This window comes from Kribbella amoyensis (assembly GCF_007828865.1).
Classification (GTDB): domain Bacteria; phylum Actinomycetota; class Actinomycetes; order Propionibacteriales; family Kribbellaceae; genus Kribbella; species Kribbella amoyensis.
Map to the genome: position 1 here is coordinate 1123567 of NZ_VIVK01000001.1, position 19758 is coordinate 1143324.

Here is a 19758-nt window from a genome sequence, read left to right on the forward strand (position 1 = left end):
CCAGACCGGCATGGTTCAATGTGTGACAGGTATCGATCCTGGTCGGGGATCAGACATCGCGCCACCCGGGGGGTCACCGTGGACCTGCGCAAAGCCTCGTTCAGCGACGTCAACGCCCGCGAACTGCACGTCTTCCTGGTACTCGCCGAGGAACTGCACTTCGCGAGAGCCGCCGAACGCCTGTATCTCTCGCAGCCGCACGTCAGCCGCACCCTGGCCGCCCTCGAGCATCGCGTCGGCGGTCCACTCCTGGCACGGACCAGCCGCACCGTCAGTCTTACGCCGCTGGGAATGACGTTCCTGGCCGAACTGCGGCCCGCCTACACCAGCGTGGTCGACGCGATCACGCACGCTCGCGCGATCGCGGGTGGCCTCTCCGGCGAACTGGTCGTCGGCTGCACCGCGACCACCGCCCTCGCAGCGCTGACCCGCCTCGTCGAGCGGTTCACTCACGACCATCCGGAGTGCAACGTCACCCTGAGGGAACTGCCACTGGTCGAACCGTTCACGCCGTTGACCAACGGTGAGATCGACATCCTCGCCTGGTGGCACATCGTCGCGGACCCCCAGCTCACCTTGGGACCTGTCATCGACCGGCGACAAAGGTTCGTGGTGATGCGCTCCGGCCACCCCATCGCCGCGCGGGACTTCGTGTCCCTCGAAGACCTGGCCGAGTACGGCTTCCCGAACTTCGTCCGCAACCCCGGCCTGTCGGACGCCACCTACGACATGATCATCCCGGCCCGTACGCCCTCGGGCCGACCGATCCCCAAGGTCGGCGCCTTGTGCCACACGCTCAGCGAGGCCGCAGACCTGATCGCCCGCACCGATGTCGTCCACCTCACCACGGACGGCGCGGCCCAGGGCAACGTGATCCGCGGCGACCTCGTGTTCCGCCCGATCGAGGACCTCCCGCCCCTCCCCCTGGGCCTGATCTGGCGAACCGGCCGCGAAGACCCCCGAATCCTCGCCTTCGCCGCCACCGCCGGATGAACGGCACAACCATCGGCGCGGGCGTCCCGACGGTACCGAGAGATGCGCGAGCCAACCGAGATGCCGACCTGCCCGTCAGAGGAGAACCAGCCTCTGCCTGCCGTCGATGAGTTCGCGCACGGCGTCCAAGTGGCCGGCGTGGGTGGCGGTCTCGGTGATCACGTGCAGGACGACCTCGCGCAGGTTGTCGAGGCGCCAGTTACCGAAGAAGTCCGGCCACCAGCTCGGGGCCGCCTCCAGGTCGGCCCCGGCGAGGAAGGTGTCGGCGAGCTCCCCTTCCTTGCGGTAGAGAGCGAAGACCTCCTCAGCTGTCTTCTCCGGAGCGGGCTGCCACGCGTTCTCCCCGGACCCGAGGATCTCGTCGATCGCTGCTTGCTCCCCGGCAGCAACCGCGCGGAACCAGAACTTCTCGTCGTCCAGCGCAAGATGGTGCACCAGCCCAAGACATGTCCAGCCGGACGGTAGAACCGGGCGCCGCAGCGCCTCCTCGTCCAGCCCCTCCAAGATCCCCAGGACATGCTCACGCTTGCTGTTCAAGACGCCGAGCAGCGTCGTCAGTTCAGTGTCAGCCATGGGCGAAACCCTATTTCGCCCCACTGACCACGGCTCAAGGCGGCTTGGGATGTTGGTGTCCGAGTGATCGTTGGGTGCTTGGGCCGCTCCTGCTGTGGCAGCGTATGGCTGTGGAATCGAGCGGTTGGGTCGCGGTTCGGTGTGTCTTTCGGCTGACGATCGAAGGCAGCCAGGTCTACGAGGAACGCGTGACTCTCTGGCACGCCCGCGATGCCGACACGGCCATCGTCCGCGCCGAGGCGGAGGCCGAGGAGTACGCCGCCGGCATCGATGCCGAGTACGTCGGCCTGGCGCAGGGCTACGTCCTATCCGATGCAGTGGCGGATGGCGCGGAGGTGTTCAGCCTCTTACGAACAAGTCCGCTCGACGCCGAGTCGTACCTGGACCGGTACTTCGCTACAGGGGCTGAGCGCCAGAGTCAGCTGGAGTGAATGTGCCGGCGGACACGGCGTTCCCGGATTCTCGGGCCGCGAAGAACTCGGAGCTTGGCAGGCGCGGGTGACGAGAGGCAGCCAGACGACCGGACCTGCTATTGAGCGATGGATACGCCAGGAGTCGACCGTAACGCTTTGCTGTAGGAGAACAACGGGTATCTGGGTGGACGTGGCGTGACATGGCTGTGGTGAGCGGCGGGCCGTCGCCGTACGCGCCCCGGCGGCTGGTCGGCAGCCACCGCCCGAGCCTCAGTGCGGAAGTGCCACCACCAAGAACCCCCAAAGTGTCACCGATGTCCTGACACAGAACCGTCACCGGTGTCCTGCGACATCACACGATCATGGCCGCTACGGTCCGCCGGGACGTCATCTCGTCGGTGGATCGATGGTTGCGCCGGTTCGTGTCTGCGTGGGGATAGTTGCTGGACTGCTTCTCAGTGGTTTCTCGCCGGCCTGCTCGGTGCCTGGGCTGGGCGTGGTGGTGGCGAGGTGGGCTGGTGCGAGCCCGGCGCTGATGAACCTCGCTGTTGATGCCGGCTTCGGTGCTGCCGGCGTGGACCCTTTGGTGTGCTTGACGGCGTGCGGCGTGCTGCGAGTGCGTTGATCGGGCGTCGGGGTGTTGGCCAGATCGATTCCGAGTGGGCGGGCCAGCGCGGCGATCTGAGGCAGTTGTGCGCGGAGGTTTGGTGGTAGGGAGCGGCTGAGGGCGTTGAACTGTTCGGTGAACCAGGTGGCGTCGGCCGCAGTCAGCTCGCGGTTTCGCTCGGTCTCCAGCACAGCGCGGGCGGCCGTGGGGTCCTGCCACTCACCGTTGGCGTCAAGCCGATCAGCGTAGATGGTCTCGCCGCCCCAGCGGTGCAGCCGCACCTGTGGAATGAACTTGCGATGGTCGTTGTCGGCCAGGATCCGCGGCAGGCTTTCGAACACGCGATCGTGGGTCCCGGTTCGTACCAGTCGGCCGAAACCCAGCTCGTCGCGCATCAGCTGATAGCGCAGCAGCACGCTCAGCCTGCTGATCGCCGCCGGAACAGCCATCACGTCGGCCTCAACGGTGTACCCGGCGGCGGCGAAACGCGTCGCCTCGTTCCGGGGCGCGTAGCTGCCCTCACGGATGAGGTGTACGCGGTGCCGCTCGGCCAGATCGATCGCCATCCTCGTCCAGGCATTGGAGGCTCGCGCGACCACGAGCGCCGCGGTCTGGTCGTCCTTGACCAACAGGTCGGCGTATCCGGGGTGATAGGACTTGAGCGAGTCGGTGTCCGCGATCACCGCACCGACCGGCCCGATCCGCTCGAGGACCTGACGCTGAGCCGTCGTCTTGCCGGAACCGGGCTGACCGAACACGAACAGCAGCCAGGGCTGTTCAGGGCGACCGACCCCGGCCATCAGCCGCGGCGCGATCTCCCGATCGAAGATCTGTTGGATATCGCGCTCCGACAGCCGCGAGCGCAGGAACGACATCACCGGCCACCTCGTTCCCCCCAACCTCACCCGGTGACCCCCGCCCACCCGCCAAGCCGGCCAGCCACCGGTCTCGGTGTCACCGCGCCTGCTGGGTCAGGGTACGGACCAGGTCACGACACTCCGCGACCAACGCCTCCACCGCCTGGACATCGCCGGGGTCGAGCTCACGCCACCGACGATCGCAGTCCGCGGCGATGCCACGCCAATGCTCGATCACCCGCGGATCGGACACCTCGGACATCCGCGCCGTGCACAGCGCCGACAGCGCATGAACAACATCACCGGCCACCTCGTATCTCACAACCTCCGCCGGTGACCACCGCCCGATCTCCACGAACGGCAGCCTACAAGCGGCGAGAGGCACAACACCGTTGCCCGGAACCACTTCAGGCGAACCGCAACGCCGCAGTTCGGGACTGTAAAAAGTTCGGTGTAACTCCCAATCGTGGGAGTAGATCTGATGACCGAGATGATGGCTGACGTGGAGCATGCTGAGGAGCCGGGGCCTGGGTCGGGGCTGGATGGTCTGGATGAGCAACTGGTCGAGCAGTTGGTGGGACAGGCCCGGGCCGGCGGGCTGCAGTTGACCGGTGAGGGCGGGCTGTTGCAGCAGCTGACCAAGCGGGTGCTGGAATCCGCGCTCGAGGGCGAGATCACCGATCACCTGGGCTATGACAAGCACGATCCGGCCGGCCGCGGGACGGGCAATTCGCGCAATGGTGTGCGTTCGAAGACGGTGCTGACCGATGTTGGCGAGGTCGAGATCGATGTGCCGCGTGATCGTGAGGCGTCGTTCGAGCCGAGGATCGTGGCGAAGCGGCAGAAGCGGTTGTCGGGGGTGGACGAGATGGTGATCTCGTTGTCGGCCAAAGGTCTGACTACCGGTGAGATCTCGGCGCATCTGGGCGAGGTGTATGGGGCGCGGGTGTCGCGGCAGACGATCTCCACGATCACCGACAAGGTGGTCGAGGGCATGGTCGAGTGGCAGAACCGGCCCCTGGACCCGGTGTATCCGGTGGTGTTCATCGACGCGATCCACGTCAAGGTCCGCGATGGGCAGGTGTCGAACCGGCCGATCTATGTGGCGTTGGCGGTGACTTGTGAGGGTCACCGCGACATTCTCGGGTTGTGGGCAGGTGACGGCGGCGAGGGCGCGAAGTACTGGCTGCATGTGCTGACCGAGCTCAAGAACCGCGGCGTCGCGGATGTTTTGATGGTGGTGTGTGACGGGCTGGCCGGGTTGCCGGACGCGATCGGCACCGTGTGGCCGCGGGCGATCACCCAGACCTGCATCGTGCACCTGCTCCGCAACAGTTTCCGCTACGCCGGCCGGCAGCACTGGGCCGCGATCGCAAAGGCGCTCAAGCCGGTCTACACAGCACCGACCGAGGCCGGCGCCAAGGAACGGTTCGCCGAGTTCACCGAGGCCTGGGGCGGGCGCTACCCGGCGATCGTCAGGTTGTGGGACAACGCCTGGGCCGAGTTCGTTCCATTCCTGGCCTTCGATCCCGAGATCCGCCGGGTGATCTGCTCGACCAACGCGATCGAGTCCGTGAACGCCCGGATCCGACGCGCGGTCAAGGCCCGCGGCCACTTCCCCAACGAGCAAGCCGCACTCAAGTGCGTCTACCTCGCGATCATGAGCCTGGACCCGACCGGCAACGGCCGCAAACGCTGGACCATGCGCTGGAAACCCGCACTCAACGCCTTCGATATCGCCTTCGAGGGCCGGCTCACCACTGGCCGTAACTAACCTTCTTCAACCCGAGTTACACCGTTCTTTTGACAGACCCCGCAGTTCCGAGTAGCAGGAGTCTGCGACGTCGGCATCGACTGCGCGCGCCTTCTGTTGACCGATGCAGGGGATGATGTGCTTGTCGGTTTGGCTGCGGTAGTTGATGCATGGTTGATGCCGAGCTTTGCGTCGGTGAGATGGCGATCGATGAACTGTCGCACCGTGGCGTGCGGTCAGGTGGAACAGAAAGCCCAGGTCGAAGCGACATACGCTCTGACCTGGGCTTTCTTGCGGAGCCGCCTGTCGGAATCGAACCGACGACCTTCTCATTACGAGTGAGACGCTCTGCCGACTGAGCTAAGGCGGCGTGGCTCTGGAGCCGAGGCAAGAGTGTAGCGGGAAGGGTGGGTGGATTCCGAATCGGATTCGGGGGTCGGGTGGTGCAGGTCACCTCGGGGAGCCTGGATGAGCGGGTGGACCGGCTCGGCAGGTCTGGTTCTACGGGGTCCAGACGCCGGTCTTCGCGGCGGCCGCGGCGTACTCGGCGAAGGGGATGGCGCGGCGGCCGGTGAGGCGTTCGACGGTGTCGGTGGGGGTCGAGTCGCCGAGGGTCAGCTGGTTGGTGAAGTAGTTGAGCATGGCCTGGTCGGCGCCCGGAGTGGCCAGGTATGCCTCTGGTGTCCCCTGGTAGCTGATGTCACGGTCCGTCACCTTGGCGATGATGGCGACCGCCTCTCCAAAGGTGAGGGCGTCGGGGCCGGTCACCTCGTACGTCGCGCCGTGGTGGCCGTCGCCGGTGAGGGCTTCGACGGCGACGGCGGCGATGTCTTCGGCGTCGACGAAGGCCTGGCGTTGGTCGGCGAGGGGGATGACGAGCTCGCCGGCCTGGATCGCGGGCTGGAAGAAGCCCTCGTCGAAGTTCTGGTCGAACCAGTGCGCGCGGACGACGGTCCAGCTCGTACCGGCGGCGCGGACCGCGGACTCGGCGGCGACGAGGCGGTGGTCGCCGATCTCCTCGGGGTGCATCGTCGAGAGCAGGACGAGCCGTTCGACGCCCGCGGCGACCGCCTGGTCCAGGAACGCGGGTTTGACCGGGACACCGTCGGGCGCCATCACGTAGATCGCGGAGACGCCCTCGACGGCCGCGGCCCAGCTCTCCGGGCGGGTCCAGTCGAACGCGACGTCGCCGTGCCGGGACGCGGCGCGGACCGTGAGGCCACGATCGCGCAGTTGACGGGTGACGCGTCGTCCGGTCGATCCGGTGGAACCGAGTACGAGAACAGTCATCGGTCCATCCCAGCACAGCCCACCGACAATCCGTGGAACCAGCGCCGCCGGCACCCCGTCGCACCTCGCGTCCGGCACCGGGAATTTCGCCGGAATAAGACGACCCAGGAAATTCGTTGACTTCTACTGTGCTTTCGGGTCAAACTATTGCCCGCAAGACACTCAGACCAAGGAGAACGATCGTGACCGGCAAGCAGAACTGGCGGAAAGCGTGGCGCATCGAGCGTCTCGTCGTGCCGGCCTGCCTGCGACCCGGACACCAGCACTTGTTCGGCTACCAGCTTGAGGCCGAACTGAGCCCGAGGTACGGCGGTCCCCCTGTGTGATCTGCGCGATCGCACCAGGAGCCGCCCGTCGGGACACCCCGATCCGGGCGGTTTTTCTTTTCTCACCCCACGTCGGTGCGCATTGGTTGCGGACCGGATTCCAAACCCGCGTCATGAGGGTTCGACTCCTTCCACCGATGCTTTTTCGCCTTTTACGGACGGCGAATCGAAGAATTGACAACTGGATATGCCATTGCAATTCCCGGGTGCCGTCGAGGCACCCGGGAGCGACGAGCTGTAGGCCAGCGGCCAGGCCACCTCATTTGGGATGAGGACATCGGGAGTTCGAATCTCTCCAGCTCGACCAGGCGCCCGCGGGAAGTCAGCTACCGGCCGAGCGGGCGCCACGAAGCTGCCCTGCGCCGGAAATCCGCAGTCCATCCGGCGCGGGGTACGAACGCCCGTGGCTCAACCGGAGAGAGCACCTGTCTACGAAGCAGGGGGTTGCAGGTTCAAGTCCTGCCGGGCGTGCTGTGTCCGAAGCAGAAGTGGGCGATGCACCGGGACGTGGCCCCGGCGGAAGCGGGTTCGAGTCCCGCCGGACACCCCACGCCGGCCGTTCTTCGCGGCCGGTTCAGCGGCTCTGGCCCAACGGTAGAGGCGGCCGGTTCAGAACCGGCAGGTTCGGGGTTCGAATCCCTGGAGCCGCACCACCAGCAGCAACCACCGGTCCGCCGTACGGACGCACCGGACGACCCGCCCCGACCAGTACCGGTCGGGGCACACTGGAGGAGAGGAGGAACCACCATGAGCGGTGTGATCGTGCTCAACGCCTCGTACGAACAGCTGCATGTCGTGTCGATCCAGCACGCCATCCGGATGCTCGTCCGCGAGGTCGCCGTCGTCGAGGAAGCGCACGACGGCGCCCACATCGGTCCGTTTCCTCTGCCCCGGGTACTCCGCCTGGTCCGCTACGTCGTGACCAAGTGGCGGTACGCCACCGGCCGCCTGCAGTACACGCGGGCCGGTGTCCTGAAGCGGGACAAGTACACCTGCGCGTACTGCGGCCGGCGCGGCGCGACCACCATGGACCACGTCGTACCGCGGTCCCGTGGCGGACGCGGCGAGTGGCTGAACGCGGTGGCGGCGCACGCCTCCTGCAACGAGAAGAAGGGCTGCCGTACGCCCGAAGAGGCGGGGATGCCGCTGCTGTGGCAGCCGTGGATCCCCTCCCGTGCGGAGATAGCACTCTGACGCGACGCCCACCGGTGCCGCGTCGGAGCGGTGCCAGGTGGGCGACGGTGTCCCACCCTCGGTTCTGACCCGAGGTCCCGCAGGTTCGAGCCCTGCCCTGGCAGCTCTGCCATCACAACCAATGACGAAGGAGTGGGGAGATGAACGTTCAGTACCCGGTCGCGCTGAGTGGGGCGAAGAGCTCCACTCTGATGTGGTCGCAGGAGCACGAGGTTGGTGCGCAGGCGCTGCAGCAGCTCCGGAACATCGCCGCGCTGCCGTGGGTGCACGGCGTCCGCGTGATGCCGGACGTGCACCTGGGCAAGGGCGCGACCGTAGGGTCCGTGATCGCGATGAAGCAGGCGGTGTCGCCGGCCGCGGTCGGGGTCGACATCGGGTGTGGCATGGAAGGCGTCCTGACGTCGCTGACCGCGGCGGACCTGCCGGAGGACCTGTCGGCGATCCGCTCCCGGATCGAGGCGGCGGTACCGGTCGGCTTCCGGGCGCACGAGTACCCGGTGAGCATCCGGCGGCTCGGGCTCGACCCGCGGGCGTGGGACCGGCTGTGGGGTGCGTTCACGAGCCTGCACGACGGCGTGCAGGACCGAGAGAAGAAGGCGCATCAGCAGATGGGGTCGCTCGGCGGCGGCAATCACTTCATCGAGGTCTGCCTGGACGACGAGGACCGGGTCTGGCTGATGCTGCACTCGGGCAGCCGGAACATCGGCAAGGAGCTCGCGGAGCGGCACATGCGGATCGCGCGGGACCTCCCGCACAACGCGGACCTGCCGGACCGTGACCTCGCCGTCTTCCTCGCGGGGACGCCACAGATGGACGCGTACCGTCGCGACCTCGGCTGGGCGCAGGAGTACGCCTCGCGGAACCGCGCGGTGATGCTCGCCCTGGTGATGCAGGCGGTGCGGGAGTCGTTCGAGCACGAGATCACGTTCGAGCGGCCGATCTCCTGCCACCACAACTACGTGGCGGAGGAGACCATCGACGGCCACGACCTGCTCGTCACCCGCAAGGGCGCGATCCGGGCGGGGTCCGGCGACCTGGGCCTGATCCCGGGGTCGATGGGCACCGGCTCGTACGTCGTCCGCGGGCTCGGCTCGGAGCGCTCGTTCTACTCGGCCTCGCACGGGGCAGGCCGGCGGATGAGCCGCAACGAGGCGAAGCGGCGGTACACCGTGGACGACCTGGTCGCGCAGACGGCCGGGGTCGAGTCGCGGAAGGACGCCGGTGTGCTGGACGAGATCCCGGCGGCGTACAAGGACATCGAGTCCGTCATCGCGGCGCAGTCCGACCTCGTCGAGGTCGTCGCCCACCTGAAGCAGATCATCTGCGTCAAGGGCTGAACCGCCCGCCCGTCGTCCTCAGGGGAGACGACGGGCGGCCGGTCTGGGTGAGATCCGCCTGCTGGCAAGGGCAGCGGTTTGCTAAACCGTCGATCGGCCCCGGCCGGTCCGCGAGTTCGAATCTCGCTCTCACCGCAAACTCCCTTGTTGACAAGCTCTCTCAGGCTGATGAGCTTGCGATGGTCACTCGTCGTCGAGCCATTCCGCGCCGGACACGTCACGGTGATAGCCCTTGTGGTGCCCGTTCACACAGGCGCTCCCGGTCATCGGATTCTCGCCGTCACAGCGGTCGGTCGGCCGCATCGCGGGCCAGCCGGTGTCGTTCGGTTCGCCACCCCACTCCACCGTGAGGTGAGAAGCAGCTCCTGATGCCATGTTCGAACCGTAGAAGCGCTTCGCGATCAGCAGCTACAGAGTTGCTATTGGTTGCTCCCCGAGAGTTCGTTCTGGAGACCGACGATGATTCTTCGGGCGTCTCGTCCGTAGAGTGCCGGCCGTCGCAGATGATCGAACATCCGCGCATAGAGCGAGACCTCTTGAGGTTGGGTGACCTCGATACTCGCTGTCGGGGTCTCCAGACTGACGAGCTTGTCGTCGAAGATCCAGAAGCCCGCCTGCCCGATCACGTCGCGCTCGGCGTTCCTCGGCACGATGCCGATGGACACGTTCGGCAGACTCATCACCGACAGCAGCCGGTCCAGCTGCCCAGCAAGCGTCTCGGAACCGCCGAAGCGGGTAGAGAGCGCTGCCTCCTCGAGTACGACCGAGAAGGTCTTGCTGCTCTGGTAGAGGACCCCCTGGCGGACCATGCGCGCCTCGACTGCCTCGTCCATGTCGTTTCGTGTGTCGAGGAAGCCGAACCAGAACTTGAGCATCGCCCGCATGTACTCCGCGGTCTGGAAGAGACCCGGGACGGCGTGGTGTTCGTAGATGCGGAATCGCTCGGTTCGCTCGTACAACGGCACCGGCGCGAGCATGAACTGCTTCAAGCCTGCGCGAGCCTGCCGCTTGAACTCCAGGTACATCGACTCGACCGCCCGCGCCTGAGCGATGAGGTCCGGCACCTGCTCCTCGGCAGCACAGAAGCCGCACCACGTGCGAAGGTCCTGGTCGGTGGGGCTCTGCGCCCCGTTCTCTATCTTCGAGATGCGCGTGAAGTGCCAACCGGTCGCGGCTGCCAGCGCACGACCGGTCAGCCCGGCGTCCTTCCGTATCTCCCGCAGGCGCAAGCCGAGGGCTTCTCGCGCCTTTCTGGCAGCGTCAGACGGGCTTGTAGTCACGGTGCGGGACTGACAGTGCCCAGACCTTCTTGAAGGCCACAGAACACATCTCGACAACGGCCACATCGGTGGTCGTCGTGAACGAAGTGTTCACGCCGGATCCGGCGTAATGGAGGAAGACCACTCGCTCGTCGTCGAACAGGTAGTAGTCGTTGCCGGGGATGCAGATCGGTGAGGTCAGCCTGCGAGGCACCCACCGAATGTCCTCGCCTGCGTCCACCATCGGGCCGATGATCGCCTGGGTCCACCGCTGGTAGTCGCTCAGCGGTTCCGAGACGATCTTCGCCCTTCGTACAGTCCGACCGGCATCAACATGGCTCCGCATCTTCCGGCACCACTCCTGCATCCACTCGAGGTCGTCAGGTTCACCTGCCGCCCACTTGGCCATGTACGGCAGTTCGACCTCGGTGCCGTAAGCATCCCGAGTCTCAAGATGAACGGCACTGCGCTGGAAGCTGCCGGTCAGTTCCGTCAACTCCTGCTCGGTGATCTGTTCCACGAACGTCCTACGGCTGCGTGAAGAGCGGAATCATGCGGTCCGGGATCTCGACTGCCGTCTCGCCCTCCGGGAGGTTCAGCGCTGCGAGTGCGTCAGGGTCGGTCACCACCCATCCCTGGACGACCCAGCTTCCCCGGTCGGTCTTGTAGAGCGTCGGCGAGTTCTGCGGGACAGACTCCGGGTCACCGGCTACGTACGTGAGTCTCATGCTGCTCCCTTGTCTGTTGCGTTGCTCGAACTTGCTGACACCGAGTCTGAGGTTCCCAACTGTTGCGGTCCAAGGTTGTTGCTAGTTGTTGCTGGGCCGAGTCTCCCATGACGCGGCCTCTGCCACGCAGAAGCGCCACCGGTGGGGAGGTGGGGCGGGCTGTAAACCCGTTGCCTTCGGGCTGGGCAGGTTCGAGTCCTGTCTTCTGCACGCGACCGGTCCAGGACGGGCCGGTGCCGACACCATTCGAGACGAGAGGGGGACCGGCCATGGCCGACCTCAGATTGCAGCAGGGGAAGAGGATTCCGGGCGGGCGGACCGGTGCTCCGGTGCAGCAGGGGCACGCGATGCGCCGCGTGACGCTGGCCTGTGGGCATGTGCAGCGGGACCGGATCGCGCATGCCGGGGACCACGTCTGGTGTGAGGCCGACTGCTCCGACTGGGTGCGGGTGGTCTCGGTCGACGAGTAGGACCGGTCACCCACCACTCACCAACCCCGCCCGGCGCCGCAACGGCCGGCTCAAGCAACGGTTGGCTCCCAACCAACGAACGCGTTGGTGAGTGGTGGGAGTCCGCGCTCCCTGGTGACGGATGCACGCCTGGCCCTCCGAAGGCCGGGTCCCTGGTTCGACTCCAGGCAGGGAGACCCAACGACTAGAGGAAGAGCTTGTCCGGGTTCAGCAGGTTGTCCGGGTCGAAGACCGCCTTCACCTCGCGCTGCAGGCGCAGGCCGACCGGACCGAGCTCCTGGGCGAGCCACTGACGTTTGAGCTTGCCGACGCCGTGTTCGCCGGTGATGGTTCCGCCGAGGGAGAGGCCGAGGTCCATCACCGCGCCGAACGCTTCCAGGGCACGCGCCTCGGCGGCCGGGTCGTCGCGGTCGAAGACGACGGTGGGATGCATGTTGCCGTCACCTACGTGCCCTGGGCAACAAATCAGCACGTCGTACTGTTTGCCGATCGCACCCACTCCGGTGAGCAGGTCGACCAGGCGACTCCGCGGCACCGCGACGTCGTCGATCAGCGTCGTGCCGAGGGGTTCGAGCGCGTGGTGGACCAGTCGGCGGGCCTCGAGCAACATCGCCGACTCCGCCGCGTCGGACGCCTCGGCCACGTCCACCGCACCATGGGAGGCGCAGATCGCGGCGATCGCGGCCACGTCCTCGGCAGCTCGCGGACCGCGATCGGACTGGGCCAGCAGCAACGATCCGACGTTCGCCGGAAGACCCATGTCGCGGTAGTTCTGGATCGCCTGGGCGGTCGGACCGTCCAGGAACTCCAGCAACGACGGCCGCAACCCAGAAGCCATCACCGCGGCCGCTGCAGCGATGCCGTCCTCGATCGAGAGGAAGGTCGCCGCCGCGGTCAACGCCGCCTCCGGGGCCGGACGCAGAGCGAGCGTCGCCTCCGTGACGACGCCGAGCGTCCCCTCGGAACCGACGATCAGCCGGGTCAGGTCGTACCCGGCCACGCCCTTCACCGTACGCCGCCCGGTCCGGACCACCTCGCCGGACGCCAGGACCACTTCCAGCCCGCGGACGAAGTCACCGGTGACGCCGTACTTCACGCAGCACAGCCCGCCCGCGTTGGTGGCGATGTTGCCGCCGACCGTGGACATCTCCCACGACGACGGATCCGGCGGGTAGAACAACCCCTCGGCCAGGACCGCGCGGGACAGGTCCGCGTTCACCACGCCCGGCTGGACCACGGCGACCTGGTCCGCCACGGACACCTCGAGCACCTGGTTCAACCGGGCCGTCGACAGCACGATGCACCCGTCGATCGCGTTCGCGGCACCCGACAACCCGGTCCGGGCGCCCTGCGTGACCACGGGGACGCCGTACTCCGTGGCCGCGCGCATCACCTCCTGCACCTCGGCCGTCGAGCCGGGGCGGACCAGTACGGCCGGTACGCCGGCGGCGCAGAAGGTCGCTTCGTCGTTGCGATGGCTGTCCAGTACGTCGGGGTCGGTGACGACCGCGTTCACCCCGAGCGCGGCCGTCAGCCGGGCAACGAGCGAGCTCATCCCTCGTCCTGCTCCGCCAGCAACCGGAGAATGAGCTCGGCCCGGCGGACCCGTTCCCGGCCGAGCGCCTCGGCGGTCCCGGCGAGGTGCTGACCGACCGGGTAGATGTTCGGCGCGTTCCGCAGCCCCATCTTCAGGTACACCGGCGCCGCGACCCGGACCACCTCGGGCACGTCGTAGAACCGGACGTGGCCGCCCTGGTCGTCCGGGACCTCGATGTACATGTCGATCGGTACCGTCGTCGCGGCCCGGATCTCGGCCAGTACCGGCAGCGGCAGGTCGGTGGAGACGTTCAGCGACGTCGCTCCCAGCCGCTCGTACAGCGCGCCGGTGGTGGCGTTCGGCAACGGCATCAGCACGGACGTCTTCAGGACCAGGTCGGACGGCAGCGAACCGTCCTTCTTCAGCAGCCCGAGCAGTTCGAGTACCCCGAGGTCGCCGACCAGCAGGGACCGGACGCCGAGCTCGACGGCCCGGAACGCGTCGCAGAGCGAGGCCGCGACCATCTCGTTGCCGCGTGCAACGTTGCCGACGGCGGCGGACACCTTGGCCTGGCCACCGATGTCCCAGGCGCCGCGCGGCCCGAGGAACAGGCAGACCTCGACGTCGTGAGCGGCGCCGAGCTCGAGCATCTCCTCGATCTCGCCGTCGGTCAGCATCATCACGCCGCTGCCCTGGGACACCCGGTGCACCGTGACCCCGCGCGCCTTCGCCTCCTCCAGTACGGCCCGCATCACGCCGGGGCCCTCGCAGCTCGGGATCTCCACCTTGTACGGCGCCCCGTCGGCGAACCGCTTCTCGGACTCACCGCCCGCGGCGAATCCCCGATCGGCCAGCAACGCGCGCGCTTCCCGCAGATTCATGCCTCTCCCCAGCTTCTCAGTGAGCCCGACGCGTCGGTCAGGTCGTGGGCCGTCCCGGTGATCTCCAGGTCGAACCGCTCGGCCGCCTCGGCCAGCAGTGCCGGCGACACCAGCAGTTCGTGCGGCGACAGCGTGTCCCGGATCCGGGCCAGCCGCAGCCCGGCCCAGTCCCGGCGTCCACTCATCGCCGCGGCCGCGGTCACCGCGGCCAGGTCGTCGGCCAGCACCATCGGCAGCCGGGACCGCCGCGCTCCCCCGGCTCCCGAGGTCAGCGCGTTCACGTAACTCGCCCGCAGGTCGATCTGCTCCAGGATCCGAGCCGGGACCACGTCGGCCAGGCCGAGCCCGGACGCGTTCCCGTGCGACTCCGCGGACAACCGGTGCACCGTGATCGCGGCGATCGACGGCGACTCGAACTCCTCGATCCCGTGCACCCAGCACCGGCCGATCACATTCGTGTCCATCCCGGTACCGGACTTGTTCTTGCCCATCTCGTCGACGACGAGCACATCCAGTTCGTCGAACGGCAGCCGGCCCAGCAAGCTGCCGGCCCTTTGCAGCAAGGCGTTCTCGGCCACCCCGGCGATCCCGTCGGCGGTGACGAGCTCGACCGCGGCCGTCTTCTCCAGCGCGTTCTCCAGGATCGCCAGCCCGCCCAGGATCTTGCCCTGGGCCACCACCATCCGGGCCGCCGCCTCGATCGCGGCTCCCAGTGCGGGGATCCCGCCGGCGTGCAACGCGGCCGCGCCGGCGTGGTTGCCGAGCCCGATCGCGAGGATCTTGGCCAGCCCGCTCTCGACCGGCCCGTGGAAGTCGGTGTGCGGCTTGATCCGGTTGACCAGCAGCACGCCGTCGGCCTTCGCCGCCAGCGCGTCGTGGTGGACCGGCGTCCCGTCCTCCAGGTGGCCGACGACCACGGTCTCCATCGTCGCCTCGACCGGGCAGCCGACGGACTCGGGCGTGACCCCGAGGCCGGCCAGCATGTCCCGTTGGCCGTCCGCGGTCGCGCCGCCGTGCGACCCCATCGCCGGGACCACGAACGGCTCCGCGCCGACCGACTTCACCCAGTCCACGGCCGCCTTGACCACCGGTACCAGGTCGTGGATGCCGCGGCTCCCGGCCGTGACCGCGATCCGCTGCCCGGGCCGGACGGCCGCCGCCAACGGAGCGAGGGCGGCCAGTCCGGCGGCGTACGGGTCGGGCTCGGACGGCAGGTCGGGGAGCAGCCGGCGGATCGGGGTGACCTGCGGCAGGACACCGTCCGGCCGCAGGTCACGGATCGCCTCGAACGGCCCCCAGGACATCAGTGACTCTGCCGCGCCACGGCCGACCCGGTGCGCCCGACCAGGAAGTCGAGATCGCAGCCCTGGCTGGCCTGGGTGACATGGTCGACATAGAGCTTGGCCCAGCCACGGTCGTTCGGGACCACCGGTGGCTGCCAGTCGGCCCGGCGCTTCTCCAGTTCCTCCTCGGACACGTCCAGGTGCAACCGGCGGGCCGGCACGTCCAGCTCGATCCAGTCGCCGGTCCGGACCAGGGCGAGCGGACCACCGACGGCGGCCTCCGGCGCGACGTGCAGCACCACGGTGCCGTACGCCGTGCCGCTCATCCGCGCGTCGGAGATGCGGACCATGTCGTCGACGCCCTGCTCGGCGAGCTTGCGCGGGATCGTCATGTTGCCGACCTCGGGCATGCCCGGGTAGCCACGCGGGCCCGCGTTCTGCAGGACGAGCACGGTGTCCTCGTCGACGTCGAGGTCCGGGTCGTCGACGGCCTTGTCGTACTCCTCGATGCTGCTGAACACCAGCGCCTTGCCCCGGTGCTGCAGCAACCGCTCCGACGCCGCGGACTGCTTGACCACAGCACCGTCGGGAGCCAGGTTGCCCTTCAGTACCGCGGTACCGGCGCCGCTGCCGAGCGGGTTGCCGACCGGGCGGATCACCTGATTCGGCGGCTCACCTTCCCGGCCGATCCAGTCGGTGCGCTCGGCGCGGGCGACGTTCTCGCCGATCGACTTGCCGGTGACCGTGATCGCGTCGGCCTTGAGCAGCGGCAAGATCTCCTTCATCACCGCGGGCAGGCCGCCGGCGTAGTAGAAGTCCTCCATCAGGTACTTGCCGGACGGCTGCAGGTCGACCAGCCACGGTACGCCGCGGGCCCACTCGTCCATGTCGTCCAGGGTCAGGTCGACGCCGACCCGGCCGGCGATCGCGAGCAGGTGGATCACCGCGTTGGTGGAACCGCCGATCGCGGCGTTCGCGCGGACCGCGTTGGCGAACGCGTCCCGGGTCAGGATGTCGCTCGGCTTGAGGTCCTCCTCGACCATCTTCACGATCCGCTGACCGGCCTGCTGGGCGATCGCGTACCGCCGGGAGTCGACCGCGGGGATCGCCGCCGACCCGGTCAGCTGCAGCCCGAGCGCCTCGGCCATACAGGCCATCGTGGACGCGGTGCCCATCGTCATGCAGTGCCCGTTGCTGCGGGACATGCCCGACTCGGCCGCGGCGTAGTCCTCGGCCGACATCCGGCCCGCGTTCATGTCCTGGGTGAACCGCCAGACGGCCGTCCCGGAGCCGATGTCGCAGCCGCGGAACTTGCCGTTCAGCATCGGGCCGCCGGTGACCACCAGGGTCGGCAGGTCGACCGACGCGGCGCCCATGATCGACCCGGGCGTGGTCTTGTCGCAGCCGGTCAGCAGCACGGCGCCGTCGATCGGGTTGCCGCGCAGCGACTCCTCGACGTCCATGCTGAGCAGGTTCCGGAAGAGCATCGCGGTCGGCCGCAGCATCGTCTCGCCGAGCGACATCACCGGGAACTCCAGCGGGAAGCCGCCGGCCTGCCAGACACCGCGCTTGACCGACTCGGCGAGCCGGCGCAGGTGCGCGTTGCACGGGGTCAGCTCGGACCAGGTGTTGCAGATCCCGATCACCGGGCGGCCGTCGAACACCTCGTCGGAGAAGCCCTGCGAGCGCATCCAGGACCGGTGGATGAACCCGTTGCGGTCCTTCTCGCCGAACCAGTGGTCGAAGCTGCGGCGGCCCGTGCCCGGCGTACCGGTGGCCGCGCTCGGTGCCTCGCCGCTCGGGCGCCCGGTCTTCTCCGGGGTCGGCTCGCCGTCGGGCCCTGGGCCGAAACCGGCCGCTGTCGGGTCGATCGGTTCGTTCGGGTCGTTGGTCGGGGGCAGATCGCTCATCGAGACACCTCCGCGGTGGTCACGGTCCCGTTCACCCGGCGGCTGATCCCGGCGGGGTTGGCATCCTGCAGTACTGCGGGCAACAGCGCGTCCGGCGTGTCCTGGTACGCCACCGGCCGCTGGAACCGGCGCGCCGCGGTGACGCCGACGCTGGTGTGGATCGAGCCGACGGTCGACGGGAACGGGCCACCGTGGTGCTGGGCCCAGGACACGGCCACACCGGTGGGCCAGCCGTTCCACAACACGCGGCCGGCGCGCTCGGTGAGCAGCGGGAGCACCTTGCTCGCGAGCTCGGCGTCCGCGCTCTCCTCGGCGTGCAGGGTCGCGGTGAGGTTGCCCTCGAACGCCGCGACGGCCGCGAGCAGCTCGTCGGTGGAGGCGTACTCGACCACGATCGAGACCGGGCCGAAGCACTCCTCGAGGATCTCCTCGCGACGCGCCAGCAACTCGGTCACCGTCGTCCCGAGCAGGGTGGCGCCGCCACCCTCGCCGAGGACGCGAACGCCTTCGACCTTGCGCAGCCGGTCGAGCCCCGAGGAGAACCCGTCCGCGATCCGGTCGTTCAGCATCTTCGCCGCGGCCACGCCGCCGGTCGCCTCGACCAGCTGGTCCGTCAGACCGTGCCCGGCCGGCAGGAAGAGCAGCCCGGGCTTGGTGCAGAACTGGCCCACGCCGAGCGTGAACGACCCGACGTACCCGGTCGCAATGTCATTGCCCCGGGCATCGACCGCGGCCTGGGTGACGAACACCGGGTTGAGGCTGCCGAGCTCGCCGTAGAACGGGATGGGCTCCGGCCGGGTCACCGCGATCTCGTGCAGCGCCTTGCCGGCCGGGACGGAGCCGGTGAACCCGGCGGCGGTGATCCGCGGGTCCTTCAGCGCGGCCACGCCCACGTCGTACCCCTGGACCAGGCCGAACGTCCCGGCCGGGGCGCCTGCCGCGCGGAGCGCCTCGATCATCACCTCGGCGGTCTTGACCGACAGCTCGGGGTGACCCGGGTGCGCCTTGACGACGACCGGGCAGCCCGCGGCCAGCGCGGAGGCGGTGTCGCCGCCGCAGACGCTGAACGCGAACGGGAAGTTGCTGGCGGCAAACACCAGGACCGGGCCGAGCGGCACCAGGACGCGGCGCAGGTCGGGGATCGGGACCGGCTTGCCCTCCGGGTTCGCGGTGTCGATGACGACCTCGAGCAGGGATCCCTCCTCGAGCACGTCCGCGAACAGCCGCAGCTGCCCGGTACTGCGGGCGACCTCGCCGCGCAACCGGGGCTCCGGCAACGACGTCTCCCGCTGCGCGATCGGGACCAGCTCGTCGACGGCCGCGTCGAGCGCGTCGGCGACGGCGCGGATCCAGCCGGCCCGGACCGACGGCGCGGAGGCGGCCAGCGCGGCCGCGGCCCCGCCGGCGTCGGCGAGTGCCTGCTCCAGCTCGGCCGGCGTGGTGTCCGGAATCATCGGTTCTCCTCCAGGCTCTCGGCGGCGAGGAACGCGAACGGTTCGCGGCCGACCGCCACCGTGTTGGTCAGGGTGCCGATCTCCGCGATCGCGATCTCGACCACGTCACCGGCCTGCAGCGCGAAGTCGAGCTCGGGCACGATGCCGGTCCCGGTCGCCAGGATCACGCCGTCGGGGAAGTCGTTCGGCACGAACAGCACGTCGATCAGGTCCTGCAGCCCGCGGACCAGTTTGGCCGTCGAGGTGGTGCCGGTGAAGACCTCGTCGGCGCCGCGCCGGATCACCAGGTCGATGGTCAGGTCCTTCGGGTCCGCGACCTCCCAGGCCGGCCGGATCCCGGCGGCCAGCGCGCAGCCACCGGCGAACACCTTGGCCTGCGGGATGTACAGCGGGTTCTCGCCCTCGATCGAGCGCGAGCTCAGGTCGTTGCAGATGGTGAAGCCGACGATCTCGCCGTGCGCGTTCGCGACGATCGCGAGCTCGGGCTCGGGCACGTCGTGACCGGAGTCGGAGCGGATCCCGATCGGCTCGCCCTCGGTGACGAGCCGCCAGGCCGGCGACTTCAGGAAGAGCTCGGGGCGCTTCGCGGAGTACACCTTGTCGTAGACGTCCTGCTGGCTGCTCTCCTCCATCCGGGCACCGCGGGACCGCTCGTAGGTGACCCCGGCGCACCAGACCTCGCCGCGGCCGTCGAGCGGCGGCAGCAGCCGGACGTCGGAGACCGGCACCTCGTCGCCGAGCTTGCCGACCGCCGCCCGCAGGTCGTCGGCGGTCAGCCGCAGCAGCTCGGCCAGCTCGGTGAACCCGAGCACCGGCGCCACGGTGTCACCGGTACGGACGCCGGCCTGAGGCCGGCCTCCGGGGAGCTGGTATCGGACCAGGTGCATGTGTTC

21 protein-coding genes and 8 tRNA genes are annotated in these 19758 nt (G+C 68.6%); 14 read left to right on the top strand and 15 right to left on the bottom strand.

Annotation, left to right across the window (positions count from 1 at the left end):
- The first annotated feature begins 78 nt into the window (after window positions 1–78).
- A complete protein-coding gene (locus tag FB561_RS05410) occupies window positions 79–993 on the top strand; it encodes a LysR family transcriptional regulator (RefSeq protein ID WP_170284582.1) in 915 nt (304 codons plus the stop codon).
- A 75-nt stretch (window positions 994–1068) separates the two neighbouring features.
- Here the strand turns inward: FB561_RS05410 and FB561_RS05415 are convergent, their stop codons facing one another.
- Window positions 1069–1566, bottom strand: a complete 498-nt coding sequence (locus FB561_RS05415) for a DinB family protein (protein WP_145803656.1) — start codon at window positions 1564–1566, stop codon at window positions 1069–1071.
- Window positions 1567–1676: 110 nt separating this feature from the next.
- Between FB561_RS05415 and FB561_RS05420 the strand changes: the two genes are divergently transcribed.
- Window positions 1677–1997: a hypothetical protein gene (locus tag FB561_RS05420; protein WP_202880547.1), complete on the top strand. Its 321-nt coding sequence runs from the start codon at window positions 1677–1679 to the stop codon at window positions 1995–1997.
- 369 nt (window positions 1998–2366) lie between these two features.
- Here FB561_RS05420 and FB561_RS05425 read toward each other — a convergent pair whose 3' ends face one another.
- Together FB561_RS05425 and FB561_RS05430 are read right to left on the bottom strand one after the other, a co-directional pair.
- Window positions 2367–3461, bottom strand: a complete 1095-nt coding sequence (locus FB561_RS05425; protein WP_145803661.1) for a zeta toxin family protein — start codon at window positions 3459–3461, stop codon at window positions 2367–2369.
- A gap of 79 nt (window positions 3462–3540) precedes the next feature.
- Window positions 3541–3753 carry a hypothetical protein gene (locus tag FB561_RS05430; protein WP_145803663.1) on the bottom strand — a complete coding sequence of 71 codons (213 nt, stop codon included), beginning with the start codon at window positions 3751–3753 and terminating at the stop codon, window positions 3541–3543.
- A 180-nt stretch (window positions 3754–3933) separates the two neighbouring features.
- On the opposite strand from FB561_RS05430, the gene FB561_RS05435 reads away from it, so the two are divergent.
- A complete protein-coding gene (locus tag FB561_RS05435; protein WP_238335133.1) occupies window positions 3934–5217 on the top strand; it encodes an IS256 family transposase in 1284 nt (427 codons plus the stop codon).
- Window positions 5218–5493: 276 nt separating this feature from the next.
- Here the strand turns inward: FB561_RS05435 and FB561_RS05440 are convergent.
- Together FB561_RS05440 and FB561_RS05445 are read right to left on the bottom strand one after the other, a co-directional pair.
- Window positions 5494–5566, bottom strand: a tRNA-Thr gene (locus tag FB561_RS05440).
- Between the two features lie 131 nt (window positions 5567–5697).
- Window positions 5698–6486, bottom strand: a complete 789-nt coding sequence (locus tag FB561_RS05445) for an SDR family oxidoreductase (protein ID WP_145803665.1) — start codon at window positions 6484–6486, stop codon at window positions 5698–5700.
- A gap of 182 nt (window positions 6487–6668) precedes the next feature.
- Here FB561_RS05445 and FB561_RS37710 point away from each other — a divergent pair, with 182 nt between their 5' ends.
- From FB561_RS37710 to FB561_RS05475, 9 genes are all read left to right on the top strand, one after another.
- Window positions 6669–6812, top strand: coding sequence for a hypothetical protein (locus tag FB561_RS37710; protein WP_170284583.1), 144 nt, complete (start codon window positions 6669–6671; stop codon window positions 6810–6812).
- Window positions 6813–7043: 231 nt separating this feature from the next.
- Window positions 7044–7119 (top strand) — tRNA-Pro (locus FB561_RS05450).
- A gap of 90 nt (window positions 7120–7209) precedes the next feature.
- A tRNA-Arg gene (locus FB561_RS05455) sits at window positions 7210–7283 on the top strand.
- Window positions 7284–7285: 2 nt separating this feature from the next.
- Window positions 7286–7362: transfer RNA gene (locus FB561_RS37715), tRNA-His, on the top strand.
- Between the two features lie 27 nt (window positions 7363–7389).
- Window positions 7390–7465: transfer RNA gene (locus FB561_RS05460), tRNA-Leu, on the top strand.
- A gap of 94 nt (window positions 7466–7559) precedes the next feature.
- Window positions 7560–8006 (top strand): HNH endonuclease, encoded by a 447-nt coding sequence (locus tag FB561_RS05465; protein ID WP_145803668.1) that lies wholly within the window; start codon window positions 7560–7562, stop codon window positions 8004–8006.
- A 31-nt stretch (window positions 8007–8037) separates the two neighbouring features.
- A tRNA-Gln gene (locus FB561_RS37720) sits at window positions 8038–8110 on the top strand.
- Window positions 8111–8146: 36 nt separating this feature from the next.
- Window positions 8147–9343, top strand: coding sequence for an RtcB family protein (locus tag FB561_RS05470; RefSeq protein WP_145803670.1), 1197 nt, complete (start codon window positions 8147–8149; stop codon window positions 9341–9343).
- Window positions 9344–9389: 46 nt separating this feature from the next.
- A tRNA-Ser gene (locus FB561_RS05475) sits at window positions 9390–9478 on the top strand.
- A gap of 48 nt (window positions 9479–9526) precedes the next feature.
- On the opposite strand, the gene FB561_RS05480 is transcribed toward FB561_RS05475, so the two are convergent.
- Genes FB561_RS05480 through FB561_RS05495 form a run of 4 tightly spaced genes read right to left on the bottom strand, consistent with a single transcriptional unit; the run spans window position 9527 to window position 11330 of the window.
- Complete coding sequence (locus FB561_RS05480) at window positions 9527–9718, bottom strand: hypothetical protein (protein ID WP_145803671.1); 192 nt, start codon at window positions 9716–9718, stop codon at window positions 9527–9529.
- Between the two features lie 44 nt (window positions 9719–9762).
- Complete coding sequence (locus tag FB561_RS05485) at window positions 9763–10572, bottom strand: helix-turn-helix domain-containing protein (protein WP_238334665.1); 810 nt, start codon at window positions 10570–10572, stop codon at window positions 9763–9765.
- 31 nt (window positions 10573–10603) lie between these two features.
- Window positions 10604–11122 (bottom strand): DUF6879 family protein, encoded by a 519-nt coding sequence (locus FB561_RS05490; protein ID WP_145803675.1) that lies wholly within the window; start codon window positions 11120–11122, stop codon window positions 10604–10606.
- 7 nt (window positions 11123–11129) lie between these two features.
- Window positions 11130–11330 (bottom strand): hypothetical protein, encoded by a 201-nt coding sequence (locus FB561_RS05495; RefSeq protein WP_145803677.1) that lies wholly within the window; start codon window positions 11328–11330, stop codon window positions 11130–11132.
- Window positions 11331–11456: 126 nt separating this feature from the next.
- Here FB561_RS05495 and FB561_RS37725 point away from each other — a divergent pair.
- Window positions 11457–11540, top strand: a tRNA-Tyr gene (locus tag FB561_RS37725).
- 59 nt (window positions 11541–11599) lie between these two features.
- Window positions 11600–11800: a hypothetical protein gene (locus tag FB561_RS05500; protein ID WP_145803679.1), complete on the top strand. Its 201-nt coding sequence runs from the start codon at window positions 11600–11602 to the stop codon at window positions 11798–11800.
- 184 nt (window positions 11801–11984) lie between these two features.
- On the opposite strand, the gene FB561_RS05505 is transcribed toward FB561_RS05500, so the two are convergent.
- The 6 genes from FB561_RS05505 to FB561_RS05525 are packed head-to-tail and all read right to left on the bottom strand — an operon-like array spanning window position 11985 to window position 19752.
- On the bottom strand, window positions 11985–13355 hold the full coding sequence (locus FB561_RS05505) for an FAD-binding oxidoreductase (protein WP_145803682.1): 1371 nt from the start codon (window positions 13353–13355) through the stop codon (window positions 11985–11987).
- Window positions 13352–14218 (bottom strand): hypothetical protein, encoded by an 867-nt coding sequence (locus FB561_RS05510; protein WP_145803684.1) that lies wholly within the window; start codon window positions 14216–14218, stop codon window positions 13352–13354. The genes FB561_RS05505 and FB561_RS05510 overlap by 4 nt, the downstream gene beginning before the upstream one ends.
- The gene (locus FB561_RS37730; protein ID WP_170284531.1) at window positions 14215–15522 is read right to left on the bottom strand and encodes a nickel pincer cofactor-dependent isomerase, group 22; all 1308 of its coding nucleotides are present in this window, start codon (window positions 15520–15522) and stop codon (window positions 14215–14217) included. Before FB561_RS37730 ends, FB561_RS05510 begins: the two co-directional genes overlap by 4 nt.
- Entirely contained in the window at window positions 15522–17411 is a 1890-nt protein-coding gene (locus FB561_RS05515) for an IlvD/Edd family dehydratase (RefSeq protein ID WP_145803686.1), read from the bottom strand. Before FB561_RS05515 ends, FB561_RS37730 begins: the two co-directional genes overlap by 1 nt.
- Window positions 17408–18865: an aldehyde dehydrogenase (NADP(+)) gene (locus FB561_RS05520; protein WP_145803688.1), complete on the bottom strand. Its 1458-nt coding sequence runs from the start codon at window positions 18863–18865 to the stop codon at window positions 17408–17410. Before FB561_RS05520 ends, FB561_RS05515 begins: the two co-directional genes overlap by 4 nt.
- Window positions 18862–19752, bottom strand: coding sequence for a fumarylacetoacetate hydrolase family protein (locus FB561_RS05525; protein ID WP_145803690.1), 891 nt, complete (start codon window positions 19750–19752; stop codon window positions 18862–18864). Before FB561_RS05525 ends, FB561_RS05520 begins: the two co-directional genes overlap by 4 nt.
- Between the last annotated feature and the right edge of the window lie 6 nt (window positions 19753–19758).